This is a genomic window from Sulfuricella sp. T08, assembly GCF_000971475.1.
In the GTDB taxonomy this organism is placed as follows: Bacteria; Pseudomonadota; Gammaproteobacteria; order Burkholderiales; family Sulfuricellaceae; genus Sulfuricella.
Genome location: NZ_DF967573.1, coordinates 1 through 251, shown reverse-complemented (window position 1 = coordinate 251; position 251 = coordinate 1). Strand labels below are relative to the sequence as shown.

General features: G+C 56.2%; 1 protein-coding gene. It reads left to right on the top strand.

All coding sequences use genetic code 11. The features are described 5' to 3' along the window. The coding region (locus tag SCT_RS15180; RefSeq protein ID WP_144408295.1) for an OmpA family protein at positions 1-251 on the top strand (251 nt) is incomplete at both ends.

Sequence of the window (251 nt, the reverse complement as noted above, 5' to 3'; positions counted from 1 at the left end):
GTATTTGACCGGCAATAAGGCCGCCAAGGTTGCAGTACAGGGCAATTGCGACGAACGCGGCAGCCGCGAGTACAACATTGCCCTGGGCAATCGTCGTGCCGACAGCGTAAGGAAAGTGATGAATGTGATGGGCGCGTCCGACAGCCAGATCGAGGTCATCAGCTTTGGCGAAGAGAAACCCCGCACTACCTGCCATGACGAATCCTGCTGGAAGGAAAACCGTCGCTCAGATATCGTTTACCAGGGCGAGT